This window comes from Pectobacterium peruviense, assembly GCF_003312355.2.
GTDB lineage: Bacteria > Pseudomonadota > Gammaproteobacteria > Enterobacterales > Enterobacteriaceae > Pectobacterium > Pectobacterium peruviense.
Genome location: NZ_CP161826.1, coordinates 2,116,927 through 2,138,893, shown reverse-complemented (window position 1 = coordinate 2,138,893; position 21,967 = coordinate 2,116,927). Strand labels below are relative to the sequence as shown.

General features: G+C 51.4%; 19 protein-coding genes. 14 read left to right on the top strand and 5 right to left on the bottom strand.

Annotated features, from left to right (window positions below; translation table 11 throughout):
* Positions 1 to 338 precede the first annotated feature (338 nt).
* On the top strand, positions 339 to 1,337 hold the full coding sequence (locus tag DUT67_RS09700) for an IS110 family transposase (protein ID WP_113628142.1): 999 nt from the start codon (positions 339 to 341) through the stop codon (positions 1,335 to 1,337).
* Positions 1,338 to 1,573: 236 nt separating this feature from the next.
* On the opposite strand, the gene DUT67_RS09695 is transcribed toward DUT67_RS09700, so the two are convergent.
* Entirely contained in the window at positions 1,574 to 2,962 is a 1,389-nt protein-coding gene (locus DUT67_RS09695; protein ID WP_113631649.1) for a NarK family nitrate/nitrite MFS transporter, read from the bottom strand.
* 337 nt (positions 2,963 to 3,299) lie between these two features.
* On the opposite strand from DUT67_RS09695, the gene narX reads away from it, so the two are divergent.
* The 4 genes from narX to DUT67_RS09675 all read left to right on the top strand — a co-directional run bounded on the left by narX (position 3,300) and on the right by DUT67_RS09675 (position 8,628).
* Positions 3,300 to 5,108, top strand: a complete 1,809-nt coding sequence (gene narX, locus DUT67_RS09690; RefSeq protein ID WP_189339465.1) for a nitrate/nitrite two-component system sensor histidine kinase NarX — start codon at positions 3,300 to 3,302, stop codon at positions 5,106 to 5,108.
* Entirely contained in the window at positions 5,101 to 5,751 is a 651-nt protein-coding gene (gene narL, locus DUT67_RS09685; protein ID WP_010276892.1) for a two-component system response regulator NarL, read from the top strand. The genes narX and narL overlap by 8 nt, the downstream gene beginning before the upstream one ends.
* Positions 5,752 to 6,013: 262 nt before the next feature.
* Entirely contained in the window at positions 6,014 to 7,288 is a 1,275-nt protein-coding gene (locus DUT67_RS09680) for an acyltransferase (RefSeq protein WP_113626076.1), read from the top strand.
* A 299-nt stretch (positions 7,289 to 7,587) separates the two neighbouring features.
* Positions 7,588 to 8,628 carry a DUF481 domain-containing protein gene (locus DUT67_RS09675; RefSeq protein ID WP_048259922.1) on the top strand — a complete coding sequence of 347 codons (1,041 nt, stop codon included), beginning with the start codon at positions 7,588 to 7,590 and terminating at the stop codon, positions 8,626 to 8,628.
* 74 nt (positions 8,629 to 8,702) lie between these two features.
* On the opposite strand, the gene DUT67_RS09670 is transcribed toward DUT67_RS09675, so the two are convergent.
* Positions 8,703 to 9,389, bottom strand: coding sequence for a gamma-glutamylcyclotransferase (locus DUT67_RS09670; RefSeq protein ID WP_113626075.1), 687 nt, complete (start codon positions 9,387 to 9,389; stop codon positions 8,703 to 8,705).
* Positions 9,390 to 9,961: 572 nt separating this feature from the next.
* Here DUT67_RS09670 and DUT67_RS09665 point away from each other — a divergent pair.
* The 3 genes from DUT67_RS09665 (at position 9,962) to dauA (ending at position 14,074) form a co-directional block, all read left to right on the top strand.
* Positions 9,962 to 10,765 (top strand): siderophore-interacting protein, encoded by an 804-nt coding sequence (locus tag DUT67_RS09665; RefSeq protein WP_113626074.1) that lies wholly within the window; start codon positions 9,962 to 9,964, stop codon positions 10,763 to 10,765.
* A 329-nt stretch (positions 10,766 to 11,094) separates the two neighbouring features.
* A complete protein-coding gene (gene chaA, locus DUT67_RS09660) occupies positions 11,095 to 12,195 on the top strand; it encodes a sodium-potassium/proton antiporter ChaA (protein WP_113626073.1) in 1,101 nt (366 codons plus the stop codon).
* 163 nt (positions 12,196 to 12,358) lie between these two features.
* On the top strand, positions 12,359 to 14,074 hold the full coding sequence (gene dauA / locus DUT67_RS09655; protein WP_113626072.1) for a C4-dicarboxylic acid transporter DauA: 1,716 nt from the start codon (positions 12,359 to 12,361) through the stop codon (positions 14,072 to 14,074).
* 24 nt (positions 14,075 to 14,098) lie between these two features.
* On the opposite strand, the gene DUT67_RS09650 is transcribed toward dauA, so the two are convergent.
* Positions 14,099 to 14,515 carry a hypothetical protein gene (locus tag DUT67_RS09650; protein WP_113626071.1) on the bottom strand — a complete coding sequence of 139 codons (417 nt, stop codon included), beginning with the start codon at positions 14,513 to 14,515 and terminating at the stop codon, positions 14,099 to 14,101.
* A gap of 135 nt (positions 14,516 to 14,650) precedes the next feature.
* Between DUT67_RS09650 and folM the strand changes: the two genes are divergently transcribed.
* From folM to DUT67_RS09635, 3 genes are all read left to right on the top strand, one after another.
* Complete coding sequence (gene folM / locus DUT67_RS09645; protein ID WP_113626070.1) at positions 14,651 to 15,373, top strand: dihydromonapterin reductase; 723 nt, start codon at positions 14,651 to 14,653, stop codon at positions 15,371 to 15,373.
* Positions 15,374 to 15,451: 78 nt separating this feature from the next.
* Positions 15,452 to 15,919 (top strand): sigma-70 family RNA polymerase sigma factor, encoded by a 468-nt coding sequence (locus tag DUT67_RS09640; protein ID WP_241771508.1) that lies wholly within the window; start codon positions 15,452 to 15,454, stop codon positions 15,917 to 15,919.
* Positions 15,916 to 16,719, top strand: coding sequence for an anti-sigma factor (locus DUT67_RS09635; RefSeq protein WP_113626068.1), 804 nt, complete (start codon positions 15,916 to 15,918; stop codon positions 16,717 to 16,719). The genes DUT67_RS09640 and DUT67_RS09635 overlap by 4 nt, the downstream gene beginning before the upstream one ends.
* Before the next feature lie 55 nt (positions 16,720 to 16,774).
* Here the strand turns inward: DUT67_RS09635 and DUT67_RS09630 are convergent, their stop codons facing one another.
* Both DUT67_RS09630 and DUT67_RS09625 read right to left on the bottom strand, forming a co-directional pair.
* Positions 16,775 to 17,350, bottom strand: a complete 576-nt coding sequence (locus DUT67_RS09630) for a YceI family protein (RefSeq protein WP_113626067.1) — start codon at positions 17,348 to 17,350, stop codon at positions 16,775 to 16,777.
* 145 nt (positions 17,351 to 17,495) lie between these two features.
* The gene (locus DUT67_RS09625; RefSeq protein ID WP_113626066.1) at positions 17,496 to 18,695 is read right to left on the bottom strand and encodes an immunity 26/phosphotriesterase HocA family protein; all 1,200 of its coding nucleotides are present in this window, start codon (positions 18,693 to 18,695) and stop codon (positions 17,496 to 17,498) included.
* A gap of 221 nt (positions 18,696 to 18,916) precedes the next feature.
* On the opposite strand from DUT67_RS09625, the gene rstA reads away from it, so the two are divergent.
* The 3 genes from rstA to asr all read left to right on the top strand — a co-directional run bounded on the left by rstA (position 18,917) and on the right by asr (position 21,613).
* Positions 18,917 to 19,654, top strand: coding sequence for a two-component system response regulator RstA (gene rstA, locus DUT67_RS09620; RefSeq protein ID WP_011093574.1), 738 nt, complete (start codon positions 18,917 to 18,919; stop codon positions 19,652 to 19,654).
* Positions 19,651 to 20,964, top strand: a complete 1,314-nt coding sequence (rstB, locus tag DUT67_RS09615) for a two-component system sensor histidine kinase RstB (RefSeq protein WP_113626065.1) — start codon at positions 19,651 to 19,653, stop codon at positions 20,962 to 20,964. Before rstA ends, rstB begins: the two co-directional genes overlap by 4 nt.
* Before the next feature lie 178 nt (positions 20,965 to 21,142).
* The gene (gene asr / locus DUT67_RS09610) at positions 21,143 to 21,613 is read left to right on the top strand and encodes an acid resistance repetitive basic protein Asr (RefSeq protein WP_113626064.1); all 471 of its coding nucleotides are present in this window, start codon (positions 21,143 to 21,145) and stop codon (positions 21,611 to 21,613) included.
* The last annotated feature ends 354 nt before the right edge of the window (positions 21,614 to 21,967 follow it).

The following is a 21,967-nucleotide window of genomic DNA, read 5'->3' as shown; positions in this document are numbered from 1 at the left end:
GAGCGAAAAAAACGCCGCTCCGAAAAGGGCGGCGTCTTAGTGATATTTTCATTCGGATATCAGAGAATGTTTCGTGCGCAATACCACTATTATTTTCATGCTACCTTGTAGCACGCGCACGACAAGGAGCGCTTGTATCTTTCTCATGTAGTGATTAGCTATCACTACATGAAACAGAGTGAGCTTCCAAGGGGCGCCAAGGCTATAACCTTGCGATTGAGTTTAAGCCCTCTGTTTCACCTTTCACGCCAACATTAACATTGAACGGTTACCCAGAGCACTGACTCTGAATGTACAAGCGGAACGGGCGTGATGGCTTCAGTGAAAGGGGGGACATTATGTATTACGTCGGCATTGATATCAGTAAACGTTTTATCGATGTGTGCTTATTGGTTGATGGCATTAAAGGTAAACGGAAGACGAAAGTGTTACCCAATGGCCCCAACTCAGCACAGGCTTTGGCTCAATGGTTAACCCTGCAAAAATGTGAACCGAGCCAAGCTCATATCATCATGGAAGCGACGGGCATTTATCACGAACACCTCGCTTATGGCCTTCATCTGGCTAACATTCTTGTGTCAGTGGCAAATCCCCATCGAGTGCGTGAATTTGCCAAAGGAATGGGGATATTGACGAAAACGGATAAAGTGGATGCCTATGTTCTGGCGTGCTATGGCTACCTGAAACAACCAGAAAATTGGGTTCCGCCTTCGCAAGAAATAAGAAAACTCAGGGCATTATTGCAGCACAGGGATAGCGTGCTTGATGATAAACAACGCGTAGAAAATCGGCTGAGCACGTTGAAATCCACAGTGGCCCCGGAAGAAGTCCTGACCTCGCTGGAGTCGATTGAACGAAATTTAAAGGATGAGCTGGCAAGGATTGAACGCCTGATAGCGGAGCATATAGATAAGCATCCCAGGCTAAAAAACGACCTGAAACTTCTGCAATCGATTGATGGAGTTGGAGAGCAAATCGGGTGGAATATGTTAGCCATCATCCGGGGTAATCACTTCAGGAGTGCGGAACAGGTGGCGGCGTATCTGGGGGTTATCCCTGTAGAGAGACGTTCAGGCACCTCGGTGTGTGGCAGAGCCAGATTGTCTAAAATAGGGCCGCCGGGCATCCGGGCAAAGCTGTATATGGGAGCCATAGCGGCTATCAGTTGGAACAGTCATGTGAGAGCGCTCTATGAAAGATTGCGGCTAAAAGGAAAAGCGAAGATGGTGGCGATAGGGGCGGCGATGAGGAAACTGGTGCATCTGTGTTATGGCGTGCTGCATACGCAGCAGCCCTATGACAAAAATTATGGGATGACGACTCATAAAAATGCTTGACCGGCAACACGGTTACTCAATTGCCGCGCTCCTTGACCTGTGGCTATTTGGCGCTAATTGTGTCGCTACGCGATACCTTCGGCGTTCGTGGCTGCAATCGGGTCACCAGTGACGCGTTCCCGACGCGGCACTGGTTTTCGCGGCATCCATGCCGTTCACTCGGTGCTCATGCCCACCGCTGCATAATTTTTACGCCGGAAAAACGGGGATAGAGAATATTCCGGAACTTTAGACTGCTAATTTTTCTTTCTAGCATAGAACAGCCACGTCACCAGAACACACACCACGTAGCACACCACAAACACTTTCATGGCGCCGGTGGGTGAACCGGTTAACTCAAGCGACATTCCGAAGGCTTGGGGAATGAAGAAGCCGCCGATCGCGCCAATCGCCGAAATAAAGCCCAGTGCCGCTGCGGTATCCGTGGCGGCCGCACGCTGCGCATCAGCATCGCTCCCGCCTTGTGATTTAACGCGATCTCCCGTTAATTTACGGAAAATTACAGCGATCATCTGAAAGGTTGAGCCACTGCCCAGACCGGCAGTTAGGAACAGCATCATGAAGATGCCAAAGAACATCCCGAATGAACCCGCAGAGTTTGCACTCGGCAGAGACAGGAATAACAACACGGAGAAAATCGTCATCAGGATGAAGTTAATCAGCGTGACTTTCACACCGCCAAAACGGTCGGACAGCATGCCGCCAACTGGGCGCGCCAACGCCCCCAGCAGTGGCCCAAAGAACGCGTAGTACAGAATCACGATGTCTGGAAACTGCGTTCTGGACAGCATGCCGAAGCCTGCTGAAAAACCGATAAATGAGCCAAAGGTGGACAGATAGAGGAAACTGAGTACCCACAGGTGCATTTGCTTCAAAACTGGTAACTGCTTGCGTATCGACGCATTGGCCGTCGAAAGATCGTTCATACCAAACCAGGCAGCCGTTGCGGCAATCACCAAAAACGGTACCCACATCCAGGCGGCATGGTGCAACCAAATCTGGTGACCATCAGGCTGCACAACGCCATTGCCGGAGAACCCCAGAATCGGCAGGAAAATCACCACCGGCACCAACAATTGCATCACGCTCACGCCGAGGTTACCCAACCCGCCGTTAATCCCTAACGCACTACCCTGACGTGATTTGGGGAAGAAGAAGCTGATGTTAGCCATGCTGGACGCAAAGTTAGCGCCGGCAAAACCACACAGCAGAGAAATCGTGACGAAAACGCTGTAAGGCGTTTGTGGGTTTTGTACGACAAATCCGAGCCAAATACACGGGATAACCAGAATGATGGTGCTTAACGTCGTCCAACGGCGGCCGCCAACGATTGGAATAACAAAGGAGTAAGGCACGCGTAGCAGCGCGCCGGAAACGGAAGGCAGCGCGGTAAGCAAAAACAGCTGGTCTGTGGTAAAACTAAATCCGACCTTGTTTAGGTTAACGGCCACGGTGCTGAAAATCATCCAGACACAAAACGACAACAGCAGGCACGGTACAGAGATCCAAAGATTACGCTGTGCTATCCGTTGTCCGCCAGATTGCCAAAATTTTGTATCTTCAGGATTCCATTCCCTTATCAGCGTGCTTTGCGATACTTTTTCGGATGATGAAGGCTGCGTCATAAAAAACCTCGATAAATAAAAACGCGGTAGAATTAAGGCGCAACATTAGGGATTACACCGCAGGTAAAGTTGATGCAAATCAACGCGCTGTCAGGTAAAAAAACCGAGTAAAAATAACCACACTCCTTAATGAGTAATAAAAATAGAAAAATAAGCAACGGTAATTCAAGCTGTTATATCGCTATTTTTTCTTACTGTCATATCCCCTTTCAAGGCATGGATATTCAGTGGTACTCACTAGTGGGTATGGGGTTATCTCGTAGGATCGGGAAAAATGCCGAAAGGGTTATCCTTCTCGGTACGGGTTTTCTACTCCTCCAGCAGAGGTCGCTTTATTATGTTGAAACGTTTCCTGCTGCCGCTGTCGCTCGTCAATCAGGTTGCACTATTGATGTTGCTACTCGGTTTGCTGGGTATTGCAGGTATGTCGATTTCCAGTTGGATGTCTCAAAGCATTCAAGGGAACGCGCACGCCATTAATAAGGCGGGCTCGCTGCGTATGCAGAGCTACCGCCTGCTATCGATGGTTCCGCTCTCTGCTGAGAATGAAATTTACCTGCAAGAGTTGGAAGAAGACGAAATCAGCAGTGACTTGCAGCAGGCGGTACGTCGAGAAGGGCTGACTGAGCAATTCGCTGCGCTGCGTGTTTTCTGGCTGGAGAATCTGCAGCCGCATCTGCGACAGGCAACGCACTCTGCCGATGCTTCGGCGGATGTTGCACGCTTCGTAAAACAGCTGGACGATCTGGTTTCCGCCATCGACCATAAAACCGAACAGCGGTTGATGATGGTCACGCTGGTGCAGCGTATCTTCATCGGCATCATGTTCATCCTGTTGATCACGACATTTTTTTATTTGCGTCGCCGCCTGCTAACACCGTGGCAACGTTTAGTTTCGATGGCGCAGGCTATCGGGCAAGGTGATTTCACCCAGCGTGTCACCATCAACGGCCATGATGAAATGAGTAAGCTGGGACAGGTGCTGAACAGCATGTCGGACGAACTTTCCGCCATGTACCACAGTCTGGAACAGCGCGTCGCCGAGAAAACAGCCGATCTGCAACAGAAAAACGATCTGCTCTCTTTCCTTTATCGCGCCAGTCGGCGCCTGCATACTGGCGCACCGCTGTGCAGCCGACTGATGCCAATCCTGAACGAACTGCCGTCGTTGACGCCGCTTCGCAATATTCAACTGCGGCTGTATGAAGACAACAATCAGGAACAGTTTCACCAGTTTAGCGATTGCAGCCAGTCACAGCCGGATCATTGCCCAGATAACAGCTGTCAGAGTTGCGGTATGCAGGTAAAACGTGAAGAACTGCCGGGTGAACCTCACTGTTGGGATCTGCATGACAAGCATGGGCAATATGGCGTCGTGTTAGCCACGCTGCCGGGCAATACCGTGCTGAGTCGCGATCAAAATCAGTTACTGAATACGTTATTGGAACAGTTGACCAGCACGCTGGCGCTGGAGCGTCAATCCAACCATCAACAGCAGTTGATGCTGATGGAAGAACGCGCGACGATAGCCCGTGAACTGCACGACTCTATCGCGCAGTCGCTCTCCTGCCTGAAAATTCAGGTGAGCTGCCTGCAAATGCAGGGCGGCGATTTGCCTCCCGCATCGCAGCAGTTGCTGACAGAAATGCGGGAAGAGTTGAACACTGCGTATCGCCAACTGCGCGAACTGCTGACGACCTTTCGGCTGAAGCTTTCTGAATCGGGCTTACTTGCCGCACTGCGGGCATCGGTCGATGAGTTCGGCAAGCGACTGGGATATCCCATCGAACTGCATTACCGTCTGCCGCCGCAGTCGGTATCCGCTCATCAAGGCATTCACGTTCTGCAAATTGTGCGTGAAGCACTGAGCAACATTTATAAACACGCGCAGGCCACGCAGGTCGATATTACGCTGCAATTACGTCAGGGTTACATCGAGCTCAGCGTGGCCGATAACGGCATCGGTATTCCTGATGATGCCAGCCGCGCCAACCACTATGGACTGATTATCATGCGCGACCGTGCACGAGGTTTGCACGGCGAATGCATTGTTCGACGCCGGCCGTCGGGAGGCACTGAAGTGAATGTCAGTTTCCTCTCCGAATACCGTCACCGGCTGCCATTAACAGGAGAAACACATGATTAACGAAGACGCGGCCACTCTACTGCTGATTGACGACCACCCCATGTTGCGCAATGGCGTTAAGCAACTCATTAGTATGGACCCAGAATTGCAGGTGGCAGGTGAAGCCAGCCACGGCGAACAGGGTGTTGAGCTAGCGGAACAACTGGATCCGGATTTGATTCTGCTCGATTTGAACATGCCTGGTATGAATGGTCTGGAAACGTTGAACCGTCTGCGGGAAAAATCGCTGTCTGGCCGCATTGTCGTCTTTAGCGTATCGAACCATGAAGACGATGTGGTCAATGCATTAAAAAACGGTGCCGATGGTTATCTGTTGAAAGATATGGAGCCGGAAGATTTATTGGCTGCGCTGCATCAGGCCGCGTCAGGGAAAATGGTACTGAGTGAAACGCTAACGCCGATTCTGGCCGCTAGCCTGCGCGAAAGCCGTCACAGCAGCGACCGAGATATTCAACAGCTCACGCCACGCGAACGCGATATTCTGAAATTGCTGGCTCAGGGACTCTCCAATAAAGTGATTGCCCGCAAGCTCACGATTACGGAAAGTACCGTCAAGGTACACGTCAAACACCTGCTGAAAAAAATGAAGCTAAAATCACGGGTTGAAGCGGCCGTTTGGGTATTGCAAGAAAAAGTCATTTAATCAAACGGTAATAATAAGCAGCTATGATCAGCGGTACGGATAAGGCGCTCAGGCGCCCTTCCTATCGAGATTATCCTCGCGCGAGCGAGGATGCCGCAGCAATTGGTGGAAATGCCACCAACCCCTTCCTCAAAGTAAACGGCTGCTAAACAGCATCGGCATTTATAGCCATTATCCTAATTAATGTGACGTTGCTCTCGTCTAAACTAGTTCGTAATCGCATTTTTCGGCTTTTACATCGAGTTTAACGTTGAGGAACAACATGAAGAAGGTCAGTAAAGAGCGATTTATCGGCCTGGAGTGGCTACGATTTTTGCTCGGCTGTTATGTGATGATTTATCACACGGTCCACATTTACCCCCAGCGTGAGCGCATTCCGTTCTTGAGTGAACTCACCAGCATGGGATTCTTCGCGACCAGCACGTTCTTTGTCCTGTCTGGCTTTTTGCTTGCACACGTGTACATTAAGGACGGACGTCTGCGTGAGCCTGTTCGCCAATTCTGGGCCAAACGCTTCTTTAATCTTTACCCTATCCACATCATTGCCCTGCTGTCTTCGATTGCTGTTGTCACGCTGATGCAGTGGCTGGCCGTGCCGCCGGAAGGACAAGTCGCCAGCGCCCGTTTCGTCATTTATGACACCAACGACCCCGCTGCCGATCCTGAAACGCTGCGCCATTACATGACGAATGCACAGTTGGCGTTCAACGGGTTATTGCAGGTACTGATGTTGCAGGCATGGAATCCTTACTTCCTGACCTTCAATGCCCCGTTATGGTCGCTTTCTACGCTGTTCTTTTTCTATCTGGCGTTTCCGCTGTTAGCCCCGCGTCTGTTGAACAGCCGCCATCCGTGGTTGTGGATGGGGATCGTCTGCCTGCTGTATCTGCTGCCACCGATTTGGGTTATTTGGCAGCAGCAGTTCGGCATGCCGTATACAGGACTGTTGCAACGTGGACCGATCTTCCGTTTGCCGGAATTTCTGGCTGGGATTTTGGGCTATGCGCTGTTCCGTCATTATCGCCAGAAAGATCGCTCACCGCTGAGCAAAGGCCAGCGTTACGGCGTCGCCTTCTTCATCGGTGTGAATTTCCTTGTCGCCACATGGCTGTTCACTAAAGGCGAAGCCTATTGGTACTTCCTGCTGCACAACGGTTTGATGCTGCCAGCTCAGGTCGGCTTGGTTTGTCTGAGTGCGCTGGCGCGTGAACCTAACAGCGAATGGCTGCGGCATTGGTCGCCGCGGCTGGGTGCCGCATCGCTCTCCATCTTTGCGCTGCATGTTCCGCTGTTTAATCTGTTCCGCACCTTGGAACAACTGGTGCGCGGTAATCCGATGGCCTGCTTCAGCGATTGGGATCAATGTATTGCCGCTGCGGGTCAGGTGCAGTTGTCCATGACTGGCTACATTATTTTCCTGCTCAGCACCGTGACGCTATGCGTTCTCTTCCAGGAACGGATCGTGTTCCGCGTAAGGACGTTCCTGACCTCGCGCTTCCTTAGCAACAACACATCGCGCACGCAGCGCACCGCGTAGCGCTATAACGGCACTCGATTCTCTGGCCTGAAACAGACTGGGCCAGAGATTCACCACCCCACATCGGCATCCCCCTCTACCGCTAGAAATGTGACAGATATCGCGTTATAGCGGTTAATCATCAATAGCAACTTTTATAACTATTTACATTCTAATCAATTATTGTTTTCGGGTAGAGCATCACCCCGATTCCTGTTAATGTTTGCCGTTCCGGGCTAAACCGGTTCGTTTTTATCGGCTGTACGCCTTTGTCTCTGACGGGCGTCTCACTACATGTCACCACGGTTTATTTGGCAATAATGACACTATCCAAACACGCAATCTCTTCCCTCAGCTTGGTCATCGCCCTCTCCGCAGGCATTACACAAAGCCGCGCTGACACCATTTGGCTGAACAATGGCGACAAGGTCACAGGGAAAATCACGCTGCTTGACGGCGGAAAACTCTTTATCAACACCGACTATGCAGGCTCCATCTCTGTAGCCTGGGATAAGGTGAAAACCTTTGAAAGCGATCATGGCCTGGTGATTCAGGGTGAACGCTACGAGAAAGGCGTACTGTACCCGGCGGTGAAGGCAGGTGAAAACCGCGCTGTCGTCGCGACCCCGTCGCTTTCTAACGAAGCAGCAGGTCCGCAAACATTGCCACTTTCCGAAATCACCTCCATCGTGGCGCAGAAGCCGCTGGTGACCGATTTATCCTGGAAAGGCAACATTGACGCAGGCATGTCGCATAAGAAAAGTTCGACAGAAACCGACAACTACGATGTGACGCTAAACACCAAAGCGCGTCACGATACGTGGCGACACAACCTTGATGCCAGCTACCATTTGGCAAAAGAGGATAAAGTCGAGAGCACCAAGAATGCGGCTGGCGAATATGCGCTGGATAAATTCGTGGATGAAAACTGGTTCTGGCAGGGTCGTTATCAGTACAAACGCGACTGGATTGAAAGTATTAAAATCAACCGTTCTTTCGGTCTTGGTCCCGGTTATCAGTTCTGGGATAACGATTTAGGCGCGTTTTCACTGACATCACTGGTCAACTCCCAAACCTTCGTGTACCGCGATCAGGGCGATGATGATTTCTACTCTGGTGCGATAAAGTGGGCATACAACCGCTATCTATTCAGCAAATCAGTCGAAGCCTTCACCAACGGTGAATTCGGGCGTTCATTTGATGGCACCGCGCCAATCTATCTGAAAGCGGATGCAGGGTTGCGCTTCAAGCTGACCGACTGGTCTTCTATGACCATGAAAGTGTCACGTACCCGTATCGAAAGTAATCAGGGGAATGTTGACGACACGCTGTACACCATGGGTGTTGGTGTCGGCTGGTAATACCATCGTTTCACTGCGTCTCAAGGTGAACGGCGATCTCGCTGTTCACCTCAAATCTCACGCTCGCCGCGTCGTTATTGTCCGCCCCCTGCTGCCGTAGGACACGACTGTTGCAAGGTACGCACTCGTTGCGCCAATTCGCTCACACTTTCATCTTCCGTTCCGTGATTCCTTAGTTCTTGCTCTAGCGCAAACAGATATTGCGCATTGGTACCGAGTGGACCGCTTGCACGGGCAATCAACGGTGCAACACTCTGAATACAGATATCATTTTCGTTCAGGGGATGTTCAGGCTCAGAAACAAACACCAGCGCCGTCAGCGGTGCGCCGTTCTTGCGATGCAGTTCGCACCAGAGCGGACGATAGCAGCCCGTCAGCATTTCACGCTTCCACAGCAGCTCCAAATCTTCACGCAGTGAGGTCTCCGGCAGTCGAAAAGCCAAGCCCGTTGTTTGTCCACCGGGTTGCAGCGCCAGCATCCGCCCCGGCTGTGTTACCGTGCCGCGGCCAATGGTGAGGCGCAGGCAGAAAGCACGCTGCCACCCCGCCAGCGTTGCCAGACAGATTTCTTCGGCATCAAAAACCGGGTTCCACATGAGTGAACCGTAGCCAAATACCCAGACAGGACAGCTATTGGGCCGTAGCGCCAGCATCCTGTCCAACGAATCAGCCCGCTGTTGCGGCGTGAGCAGTAAGGTTTCTTCAATACACCCAAAAGACGTTCTACAATCTGCTTTCTGCAAAAAATCGCGTGTTAACACTACTACCCACCTCCAACCTTACTCTTTTTCTGCTCGTCAGATCGGCTCTCGCCCTGCGTTTAAAAACCTAATTGCTTCATCTGCTTAATTTTACAACACCATAGAACTTGAGGTTATTCATTTATGGCTTTGGGATCAAGTTTGATACTGGTCACAAAACCTGAAAAAGTTCGTGATAATGTTTCATTCATACATGATGCAGCATTAATACCCTAAATAATTCGAGTTTCAGGCAGGCGGCAAGGGAAGGCATCCCGATGAGCTTACTCAGGTAAGTGATTCGGGTGAGTGAACGCAGCCAACGCACATGCAACTTGAAGTATGACGGGTATATCAACTTAATCGGCAACTCATCGCCAGACTTGACGCTTTCCTGACACAAACCTCATTTTTGTGACGTCAGGAGCCTGCCGCAATCCATTCGTTTAATGCAAAAGCGCTAGCCGCGTATTTATTTCGAGAAAAATGTATTTGTTTCGAGAAAAATAACAACAAAGGCACGAAATGATAATAGTTATCATCTCGTGTTATTATCATCACTACACTGGAATTGATTACCACGGAGACACTGAATGGCAACGCCGCGTCAGCCTGTTTTAGTTCAGGTTAAACAGATCCACGATATTTCCCCTCATTTACGCTGCATTACTTTTCATCATGACGCGTTGCGCGATTACCCAACCGAGCGATATGGCGCGCATATCAAACTCTTTCTGCCTCAGGTTGGACAGCAAAAACCGGTTCTACCTACCATTGGTGAGCGCGGCCCGATCTGGCCAGAAGGCGAAGCTCGCCCCATCGTTCGCACCTACAGCGTCCGCGCATTGCGCCCTGAGGATGCGGAACTGGATATGGTTTTCGCGCTGCATGAACACGCGGGGCCTGCGGTCAATTTTGCTCGTCAGGCCAAGCCCGGCGACTGGGTGGGTATTTCGCAGCCCGGTGGCCCACTCCCGATGCTGCCACCTGCAGCCGCTTATTATCTGGCTGCCGATCCGTCGTCGCTTCCTGCGCTGATGGCGCTGCTCGAGAATTTGCCTGACGACGCCCAAGGACATGCCGTAATTCGTGTCGACAGTGAAGCGGATAAACTCAGCATCGCGAAACCCTCACAGCTTCAGCTGCATTGGATCATTGGCGGGACAGACGCGACCGACACGCTGTTAGAGCATTTCCAGACACTTCCTGTGGCTGATAATGCATTTTACTGGTTAGCCGGTGAAGATCGCATCGTGGTTCAGCTTCGTCGCCATGTGCGTCGCGAACGCGGGTGTGAGCGAAATCAGATGTACGCTGTGCCTTATTGGCGAGAAGGGTTAAATGAAGAGGATTATCATCATAAACGCCACGATATCATGGACAATCCTGACGAATAACCACAAAAAACACATTTGATATTATCATCATAGGGAGAAGATACGCAGATTCTCCCTTTTCATTTAAATTTCAATTCAAAGCGTAAAAATCCGTAAAACTTCCCGCATACACACGACAATCTGTTATCATATTGTTCGTTTTATTACGTTATAACTACTTTTTAGTAACCTTTCGCGGTTTATTATTGTGTTACAGCCATGAATAAATGGTTTTATACTTTTAATAAATTGCTTTATGCCCTAAATAATTCGAGTTGCCGGTACGCTGACTTGGAGTATGACGGGGATATTTTGCCGCATCATTCCTCTGGATAAGGAGAACTCCCGCAATGAAGTCTCATGCTGAGGTGGTCAAAACTCGCCATCATGAATACTCACTCGTTTTTCCTGTTATTGCGCTTGCCATACTCTACGTGTGGGGCAGTTCACAAGATTTTGTCGCCATTCTCGGCATTAACGCCCTCGCGCTAGCCGGAATACTTTTCAGCGCATTTAGCGTGGTACGTCACGCCGACGTGCTTGCACACCGCTTGGGTGAACCCTACGGTTCGCTGATCCTCAGCTTGTCAGTCGTCATTCTTGAAGTCAGTCTGATTTCAGCGCTGATGGCTACCGGTGACGCAGGCCCAGATCTGATGCGTGACACCCTCTATTCTATTATCGTCATTGTCACTGGCGGCCTGGTGGGCTTCGCCCTCTTGCTCGGCGGCCGTAAGTTCGCCACGCAGTACGTCAACCTCAGTGGTATCAAACAGTATCTGATGGCGATCTTCCCATTGGCCGTGATTGTGCTGGTTTTCCCCAGCGCCTTGCCCGATGGTAACTTCAGCGTAGCGCAGTCGCTGATTGTTGCCGCGATTTCTGCGGCGATGTACGGCGTTTTTCTGTTGATTCAAACGCGTACGCACCAAAGCCTGTTTGTGTATGAGCATGAAGACGAAGGTGACGGCGACGATCCGCATCATGGTAAACCGTCCGCACACAGCTCACTGTGGCACACTGGCTGGCTGCTGGTTCACCTGATTGCCGTTATTGCGGTAACCAAGATGAATTCCATGCCGCTGGAAACGCTACTGACCGAAATGAACGCACCGACGCAGTTTACGGGCTTCCTGGTCGCACTGTTAATCCTCTCTCCTGAAGGGCTGGGAGCGATCCGCGCCGTCCTGAAAAATCAGGTACAGCGCGCGATGAACCTGTTTTTCGGTTCCGTACTCGCGACGATTTCCCTGACAGTTCCTACCGTCACGATCATCGCCATGATTACTGGCCGCACACTGAACTTCGGTCTGGATATGCCGCATATCGTCGTGATGCTGTCCGTGCTGGTGCTATGCCACATTACGTTCTCCACGGGCAGAACCAATGTGTTGAGCGGCAGCGCACACTTGGCGCTTTTTGCCGCCTATTTGATCACCATCACGCTGTAACCCCTTTGCCGACGCGGTTTTAGCCGCGTCGGCCCCGCCAAACCTCACTTCTCTTGATGTATATCTGGATCTTCTGAGCGCGTCCGGCGTATCGTAAGGCTGTCGTCGACGGACCGGCAGGCCCGCCATGTTGATTTACTTCCTTACTTTGGTTTCTGCTTAGATGAAAACGCACGGAATTAACGGCGTCAGGCCGTTCAGCGCGCTGATTGACGCGTGCTGGCGCGAAAAATATACGCTACAACGTTTTATCCACGACATTATTGCTGGCGTTACCGTCGGCATCATCGCCATCCCGCTGGCAATGGCACTGGCGATTGCCAGCGGCGTTCCTCCGCAGTACGGGCTGTATACCTCAGCCATTGCTGGGATCGTCATCGCCGTCAGCGGTGGTTCACGCTACAGCGTATCGGGCCCGACAGCGGCTTTCGTCGTCATTCTCTATCCCGTGTCGCAGCAGTTTGGGCTATCCGGCCTGCTGGTCGCCACCTTGCTTTCCGGCGTGTTTCTACTGCTGATGGGCCTCTGCCGCTTCGGCCGTCTGATCGAATATATTCCACTTTCCGTCACGCTGGGGTTCACCTCCGGGATCGCCATTACCATCGGTACCATGCAAATCAAGGATTTCTTCGGCTTGCAGATGGCAGTCGTGCCCGAACATTACGTCGAGAAAGTGGCGGCGCTGGCACAGGCACTACCGACTCTGCATTTTGCTGATACGTTGATCGGCGCAACGACGCTGCTGGTGTTGATCGTCTGGCCCAGACTCGGTATCCGCCTGCCTGGGCACTTGCCTGCGCTGCTGGCGGGTGTCGCGGTGATGGGGATCATGTCGCTACTGGGTGAAGATGTGGCCACAATCGGTTCCCGATTCAGCTATATGCTGGCGGACGGTTCGCAAGGGCAAGGGATTCCACCTATCCTGCCGCAACTCGTTTTGCCATGGAACATTCCGTCGCCGGATGGGAAGACGATGACGCTGGATTGGCAAAGCATTTCCGCTCTGCTGCCTGCGGCATTCTCGATGGCGATGCTGGGGGCGATTGAATCGCTGCTGTGCGCCGTTGTGCTGGATGGCATGACAGGCAAAAAACACAACTCCAATGCAGAACTGATGGGACAAGGTTTCGGTAACATCATTGCGCCATTCTTTGGCGGTATTACCGCGACCGCTGCGATTGCCCGTTCCGCCGCCAATGTTCGCGCGGGCGCCAATTCACCGGTTTCCGCCGTGATCCATGCGCTACTGGTGTTGTTGGCGCTGTTAATACTTGCCCCGTGGCTGTCTTATCTGCCGCTGGCCGCGATGGCATCGCTGCTGCTGATCGTCGCTTGGAACATGAGCGAAGCACATAAGGTGGTGGATTTACTACGCCACGGGCCGAAAGACGACATTATTGTGATGCTGCTCTGTATGTCGTTGACCGTACTGTTCGATATGGTGATCGCCATTACCGTTGGTATCGTGCTGGCCTCATTGCTCTTCATGCGTCGCATCGCGCAGATGACACGTCTGAGCGAACTGCCGGACACTAAAATACCGGAGCATCTGGTATTGCGCGTTAACGGTCCGCTGTTTTTCGCCGCAGCGGAACGCATCTTCAACGACCTGACGGTACGCAGTGAAGGCTACCAAAATATCATTTTGCAGTGGGATGCCGTGCCGGTGCTGGATGCAGGCGGACTCAATGCATTCCTACGCTTTAGCGAAACGTTGCCCGAAGGCAAACAGCTCATCATCACCGATATTCCCTTCCAGCCGTTAAAAACGCTGGCACGGGCGAAGGTTCACCCGATTGAAGGTCGACTGAGCTTCTACGGTTCATTGGCGCAGGCCATTGAGGCGACGACGGTGCGTTCAGCGGCAAAAACAGAGTAGAAATAGAGGACAGGCCACGCCGTGCTAGTGCTGCACGGCTGGCATCTTGAACCGGACGGACAAGCGTTCGTCCCGCAGCGTTAAATCCAGCGCCTCGTCACATTCGTTGCTAATGGCGTTCAGTTGCTCATTCGTCAGAGAGTAAGGCAGTTGAATATCAAACGCGCTCAAACCTTGCTGGCGTGCCAGCGTAATCAGTCTGATGATGTTGGTTTCGTCACTCACCTGCGTTGAGAGCACCTGTAACGCCAGTACCTTTAGCCGATCTTTCGGCGTGCTCTGCCGAGCGGATGCCATCTTGGTCACCATGCCAAAAATCGGCATCACGCCATACATCGCATCCACGAAACGCCAACGTTTCTTGCACAGTGCCGCCAAGTAATCCGTGTAGTCCAGACAGAGTGGCTCACTGGAACTTGTAGACTCAGGGGATTTGTCCATACTCCCTTTTCTCCTCTTCGCCAGTGGTTTGCTGCGCACTCCCCTGACGGGTATAAAACCATAAACTGTATAGTGATTTCAGGTATATTGTCACGGTTAGCCCCCTTTTGACTAGCGTGTTGAGGAGACCTAATTGTGACAACTTTTTCTTCTGCTCCCGTGTTAATTACCGGCGGCGCACGACGTATTGGTCTGGCGCTGGCGCGTTCACTTTTAGCTCAGTCGATTCCCGTCATTATCAGCTATCGCACGCCTTATCCTGAATTGGACACGCTAGAGCAAGACGGTGCTGTTTGTCTGGCAGCAGATTTTTCCACCACGGAAAACATCTATGCGTTTGCTGAGAAAATCCGATCACTCACACCACAGCTACGCGCAATTATTCACAACGCCAGCCGCTGGGAGCCAGAAAACCCCACCACGCCACCAGAAAAAACGCTAGCGGACATGCTGCAAATTCATGTCTATACGCCCTATTTACTCAACCAACTGCTCGAACCCTGCCTGCGGGGGCAAGGCATTGCTGGCGCGGATATTATTCATCTAACGGATTACGTGGTTGAAAAAGGCAGCGAGAAGCACATCGCCTATGCTGCCAGCAAAGCGGCGCTGGATAATATGACGCGGTCGTTTGCCCGAAAGCTAGCACCGGAAGTGAAGGTCAACGCCATTGCTCCCAGCTTAATCCTGTTTAAGGAACAGGATGACGACGTATATCGACAACAGGCGCTGGAAAAGTCATTGATGAAAATCGCGCCCGGCGAAGAGGAGATTGTCCGACTGGTGGATTATCTATTCAGCAGCCGCTACATCACTGGGAAAACGTTGGGCGTTGATGGCGGACGGGCATTACGCTAAGGCTTTGAGTCGTCACGTGAGGATAAGAAAATCACTACCAGTGAAGTTCGCCAGCAGCTTACTGCACACCTAACACGCCTGTGGCGCTATGGGCTAGTTCTGTCGCGCAGCCACGAGGTTGCCGAAGAGTTAGTCCAGTCTACCTGCGTTCGTGCGCTTGAAAAGAGTACACAATTTACCCCAGGCACCCGAATCGACAGATGGCTGTTCTCCATTCTCCACTCAATATGGATTTCCGAACTGCGCGCCCGCCGCGTACGTCAGGGGCAAGGATTTATCGAAAGCGAGGAATTGCTGGCTCCAGATACCCATGAGCGGGATAACGATCGTCTGCATTACCAGAAAATAATGCAGCGAGTCAGCGCACTGCCAGAAGCACAACGCAACACCGTATTTTTAGTTTATGTCGAAGGGTTTACCTATCAGGAGGCGGCAGACACGCTGTCAGTACCGATCGGCACTATTATGAGCCGACTGGCCGCCGCACGGGGGACGCTGGCTAAATCAGTGGATACCCCGCCCTCTGCAAAGGAGAAACTGTCTTGAAACCCATGCGTTTTACTCCCCCTTATAGTGACGAAGCCATTGTTGCCTGGTTGGATGGCGAGATGGATGAGGCTGATGCACAAAGATTCAAGACACTACTTGAGGGGGACGAACAGCTTGCTGAGCGCACCGCCGAACTGATGAAAAGCCAGCTTGATTTTGAAGAAGCCTTCGCTCCGTTACTCGATAAAGCGCCTGAGGCGAAGATGCAGGCCAGGCTTGAGGCATTAGTAACGACAGCGCCAATACCCAGCAAACCTTCATCTCACGTGGGAGTCAGTCGCCGCTCGCTGATTGCTGCTTCCCTCAGTTTTCTGGTGATTGGTTCAGGGATAGGCTACTTCGCACGTTCGCCCCAGATTACTCTCAGCGACGGCGAGAAAATTCGCGACCTTGAAGCCCAGTACATGTCTCTTTACAGCGCTAAAACTCTACTCGATGCGGACAGCTCCGCACAGACCTTGCAGAGTGGGCTGTCTCGAACTGCCCAAGACATAGGATTGTCTCTCAATGAACAACAACTGACGCTTCACGACGCAGAGTTGAAAATGGTACGTCTGCTGAGCTATGACAATACGTCAATTGCGCAGATTACCTGGATGCATGCCAAATATGGGCCGATGGCACTGTGTATTTCCCCTGAGCATCAGGCAACTGCCACTGCGCTTAACAATGAGCAACGCCATGATATGCAGGTTGTCTGGTGGCGTGATCGCGGCTATCAGTTCGTATTAATCGGTCGTAGCCCTGTTACGTCGCTAACGGAAAGTGCGCTCAGGTTACAAGCGTCGCTGGCATAAACAGTGAATGCCCTCCACGCACGGACAACTCCGCCTGTGTATGGAGGGCAAATATCTATACGTTGTGTCGGGCTTTCGCCTGAATTTCAATATTAATCGCTACGCGATCGTCCACTACCCCAGTAAACCGATCCATATTAAAAGATGAGCGCGAGATAGCGGTGGTGGCATGAAGAAATAACGCCCCCTCATTGGATGAGGTTCCCCCATGTTCTTCAAGCGTGGCTTCCAAAATTACCGGACGTTGGACGTTTTTTACCGACAGTGAACCAAAAACCCGAAAGTGACCATGACCCAGCGCCACAACCCTGCTGCTGGTGAAAGTAATCGCGGGATAGTGTTCAGCATCAAAAAACAGGCTGCTTTTTAACTGATAGGTCAACAGGCTGTTGGAAGCCTGTAGCGTCGTAATGGGAATTTTGACATCAATACGGTCATTTATTTCCTTTTCAGCATCCAGTGTAATGTTACCCGTCACGCCGTCGAGAGAGGCCTGTGACGGGTGTCCAAATGCTTGCCATGAAAGCCCAATAACCGTGTTATCAGTAGCAACGGTGTAGTTAAGCGGCATAGCGTGCAACAGTGGGCTGATGAGCAGCCCGAAGGCCAGTACAGGAACGATGCGAGTCATAACAGGATTCTCCTCAGAATAGACAACGCGTAAACGCTCCAGAGCATGACTTTATTCGGACACGTTTCACTATTTCTGTTCATTCTGAGGAAAAAGTCTGGCGAGCTTTGCATTAGCAACCCGCTCAACAAAATTGCTGACGCGATTACGACCCTTTTTTCTTCACACGGCCCTTGCGCTGGTAGACTTTATGCTCGACAACATATGTCAGGTAGGCGGCGCGCGTCATCCCGCCAGTATGTTGGGCAAACGCATCGTAAGTCGTCTCAGGTGAAAAACCAAACTCAGCTAATACCTGCTCCCATACTTCACGGTGTTCTGGGTTGAGGAGCGTTTTATCCCAGTCCGGGAACCCGCTATCGACAAAACAGTCGACTGACACGCTGCTATAGGCACCATTGTTCATATAGTTACGCCCAGTTTTCAACGCCGTATCCTGACTGGCTTTACTGATCGAACTCGGTCCCCACGACAGACGATAGTCGCTTTTCTGTGCGCTGATGCTTGAGCCATAGCCAACGGGAAACAGGATGTCCTCTTCCGACAACATTTTCGATCCCACATATTCGTAGTTGCCACGCAGAAAAGGGTTATCCATAACAATCCAGCATTTGTCGGACAAAGGCGAGGCAACAATCTCCGACAACGATGGATTACGCTCGGTCGTGCGGAAAAGGTAAGGCCGAACAAACAGTGGCATCGTCATCACATCATTCCAGATGCTGTGTTCAGCAAACAGCTCGTCCTTTTGCATCTGGCGCAGGTTGCCAATAACCAAAACATAGCCATCGGTATGTAAATCTATTTCCACCCGAAAGATATCGCCTGGAATGGTTTTGTGTTGCTGGTTTTTTGTACGCGCCAACCGTTCCAGCTTATCCGCATAATCAGCGGGTAAACGCTCGTGATAAGATTTCAACCATTCGACAATGTCTTCTTTACGGGTCAAATCGCGGCATTCCGACAGAGGCAGTCGGACAGAATTTCGATAATTACTGACGTTAATATAACCGTGGCTTCCCGAGTTCAGCGTTCTGACACCCGCCGAAAACACAATGCCGTCAGCGATTACGCTGGAAACGCTGGTGTAAGTGAGTTTTTTCTCTTTACCGCGTGCCGTTCTCGGCAGAATAACCTCACGCCCACGCGTCTGAATAATGACATCGTCTTCCTGATAGCTTAACTCGGTGGCCGTAATACGCTTACGGATCGTATCGCCATCGAAACAAATAAAATAGCCGTCACGGACGGTTAAAATATCCCATTCGGCCGATAACGGTTCCAGCCCAAAATAAGGACGTAAGGCTTCCTGCATCCAGCTAGTTATCAGGTCAATTGGTTTCATCTTCAGTACGGTTCCCAGTGAAGTATTCAGTAATGATGTCGTAGCCGTTCTCGGTAAACGACGAGAACCGGGCGTAATACTGCCTAAAAAAGACACGCACCGCAGCTTATCTAATTTTGATAGGTAAACAAATACTTAACACCCATTTACGCTTCCCTTCTCGTTTATCACTTATCATCAAGCTATGCTATGCGTAGTGAGACGGGGATGACGTAGATACCATGCATAAGATTGTTTTTATAGAAGATGATACTGAGGTTGGAAAATTGATTGCCGCCTACCTCGGCAAGCATGACATTGATGTTCAGGTTGAAGCACGAGGCGATCAGGCATTAGCCTTTATTGAGCAACAGCAGCCCGATCTCGTGCTGCTGGACATCATGCTGCCCGGCAAAGACGGGATGACTATCTGCCGTGAATTGCGGCCACAGTACAGCGGCCCGATTGTGCTGCTGACGTCGCTCGACAGCGACATGAATCATATTCTGGCACTGGAAATGGGTGCCGATGATTACATTCTGAAAACCACACCGCCGGCGGTCTTGCTTGCTCGCCTGCGCCTGCATTTGCGGCAATACGCCACGGCACCACAAACGGTGGCAGAAAATGCAGCGCCCGCCGCGTTGCAGGTGCATAAATCGCTACACTTCGGTCTGCTCTGCATCGACCCAGTCAATCGGGAAGTGACATTAGGGCAAGAGCACATCGTGTTATCGACCGCCGATTTCGATCTCCTTTGGCAGTTGGCAACCCATGCTGGCCACATCATGGATCGCGATGCGCTGCTGAAAAATCTGCGCGGCGTGACCTACGACGGCATGGATCGCAGTATTGACGTCGCTATTTCCCGCCTGCGCAAAAAACTGTACGACAACCCGCTAGAGCCGTTCCGTATCAAAACGGTACGCAACAAAGGTTATCTGTTCGCCCCCAATACCTGGGAGAGCGTCACGCTATGAGAAAGCTGTTCGTCCAGTTTTTTCTATTGCTGTTCGCCTGCTTTGTCGTGATGACACTACTGGTCGGGCTGGTTTATAAGGTGACGGCTGAACGCGCCGGACGTCAGTCCATGGATGATCTGATGAAAAGCTCGCTGTATCTCATTCGTAATGAGCTGCGCGCTATTCCGCCCCGCGAGTGGCATAAAACTATCAGCCAGCTCGATTTAAATCTGTCGTTCAAATTGCACATCGAGCCGGTGAGTAAATACGCGCTGAGCCCCAAGAATCGGCAGCGTCTGAATCAGGGGGAAATTATTGCGCTGGACGACGAGTACACCTTTATCCAACGCATCCCTCGCAGCCATTACGTTCTCGCCGTCGGCCCTATTCCTTATTTGTTCTTCCTGCACGAAATGCGGCTGCTGGATTTACTGCTGGTGATGCTCATCGGGCTGTCGCTGGCGTTGCCGGTTTTCCTCTGGATGCGGCCACATTGGCAGGCCATGCTAAAGCTGGAGAACGCCGCGCAGCGTTTAGGGGATGGTCATCTGGAAGAACGTATTCACTTTGATAGCACCTCAAGCCTGTTTCGGCTGGGCATTGCCTTCAACCGGATGGCAGATAACCTGAACCAGCTCATCAACAGTAAAAAGCAACTGATTGACAATATCGCGCACGAACTGCGTACGCCGTTGGTCAGGCTGCGTTATCGACTGGCGATGAGTGACAACCTGACGGAAGACGAGCAACAGGCATTAAATCGCGATATTGGTCAACTTGAAGCGCTGATTGATGAACTGCTGACCTATGCCAGACTCGATCGTCCACAGGTGACGCTGCATCTTACCGATATTGATATTCCTTCGTGGCTACAGGCGAAAGTTGACGATTTTCGGCTTATACATCCTGAGAAGCACATCTCGCTGGACATGCCTCATTCAGCACAGATTGGTGCACTTGATTTGCGTCTAATGGAGCGGGTCCTGAATAACCTGATCGGCAACGGGTTGCGCTTCTGCCATAGCCAATTGCATATCAGCCTGACGTCCGACGCCGACCATATCGCCTGTCTGCAAGTCGAAGATGACGGCCCCGGCATTGCACCCGAAAGCCGGGAAAGCGTTTTTGAACCGTTTGTCCGTTTGGAGGCAGGTATCGAAAACAGCAGCGGTGGATGTGGACTCGGATTGGCGATTGTTCATGCCATCGCGCGGGCTTACGAAGGCAGCATTACCGTGGATGAAAGCCCACTCGGCGGTGCCCGTTTCCGCTTCTGCTGGCCGGTAAAAACCACAATGACACAGGCCGCCATCACCATTCAGCACTAGCGCCGAGACAGCGGTAACCCCGCTGTCTTTCAATGTATCTATCACCCTTCCAGACTTGTACATTAGGTTACACGCCGAAACCAATCACTCACTGAAGCCGCCCTCGGTTTCTCCTATTCTCTCTTCAACGGCCCGCGTGAGGGTCACGAAACGTGAATGAGATAACGAGGAAATGATGATGAATAAAGTATTAGTTATGATCGCAGGTGCGGCACTGGGTCTGTCCTCTGTAGCGTTTGCCGCGGATACCGTAACCAGCGCACCTGTTCAGCCTTCTGCAACCACCACGACCTCTGCTCCGGCTAAAGCCGTTCACCATAAAAAGCAGATGAAGAAAGCGAAACCAGCCGCTGAACAGAAAGCGCAAGCTGCCAAGAAACATGTGAAAAAAGCTAAACCAGCTCCTGCACAGAAAGCACAGGCTGCCAAGAAACACGTGAAGAAAGCTAAACCAGCTCCTGCACAGAAAGCGCAGGCTGCTAAGAAACACGTGAAGAAAGCGAAACCAGCCCCTGCACAGAAAGCGCAGGCTGCCAAGAAACACGTGAAAAAAGCGAAACCAGCTCCTGCACAGAAAGCGCAAGCTGCAAAGAAACACGTGAAGAAAGCTAAAACGGCAAAACCAGCTACTACCACGCCAGCGGCGTAATCGGTTAGCACCCGCTCCTTCCCTCATCGGGAAGGAGTCACTTCTGGTTAGCCCGAGTTTGCATCACGTCACTCAGGGCTTATCGCAGTAGACATTATCAAACACTCGGTTTACCGGGTGTTTATTTCATAGGGGGACGGGAGAATGATGCGGCGTTACTCATTTGAAATTATGTTATCTCTTGTTCTGCTCTGTGGCGTTATTACTCTGAGTTTTTTTCTTTAGTCTGCAGTAGGCATATCACAGTCTTTATTAATCACACGGTTACCATCAAACCGTTATTGAACACCAAGTTCCATACGCAGAGAAAGCGCAATCTCGATATGGCACACCCTTCAATAAACAATTCATGTC